Source organism: Corallococcus sp. AB032C, assembly GCF_003668935.1.
Taxonomy (GTDB): domain Bacteria; phylum Myxococcota; class Myxococcia; order Myxococcales; family Myxococcaceae; genus Corallococcus; species Corallococcus exiguus.
Genome location: NZ_RAWP01000274.1, coordinates 1 through 449 on the forward strand (window position 1 = coordinate 1; position 449 = coordinate 449).

Here is a 449-nt window from a genome sequence, read left to right on the forward strand (position 1 = left end):
ATATTGGACGACGTGAGGTTAAATAATGCGTTGTCTGCTATACAAACGACAGTAAAACCCATCAGCGAGATTGCCAGGGAAAATGGTTACAAGTGTCCTTCTCGTTTTACTGAAAGGTTCCATAATCGTTTTAAGATAACACCAAGAGAGCTAAGAAAAGCGCCCAGAGAGTAAAAGTATTTCATGAAGGAGCAACAGCATCGATTTTTATTTTGGAAAATAAATACGGCATACTCAACCAATTGTAGCCTGAACAATCCGGTGACTTCTGCGCTAATCGGGGACGTTTCTAAGCACATATAATTGATACTATCTTCCTCCATCACAATTTCAGAAATGCACGTGTGATTTTTTTGCATCCGGCGTTTGGACTATGTGGAGCTCAAGAGTGGGAAAGTTACAAGCGGTTGAGGGGATAATTAAAGGGATGCTTATGACATTAGATATCC

At 40.3% G+C, this 449-nt stretch carries 1 protein-coding gene; it reads left to right on the forward strand.

The window, feature by feature from the left end; translation table 11 throughout:
- Positions 1-12 precede the first annotated feature (12 nt).
- Positions 13-174 carry a helix-turn-helix domain-containing protein gene (locus D7X99_RS44810; RefSeq protein ID WP_368667850.1) on the forward strand — a complete coding sequence of 54 codons (162 nt, stop codon included), beginning with the start codon at positions 13-15 and terminating at the stop codon, positions 172-174.
- The last annotated feature ends 275 nt before the right edge of the window (positions 175-449 follow it).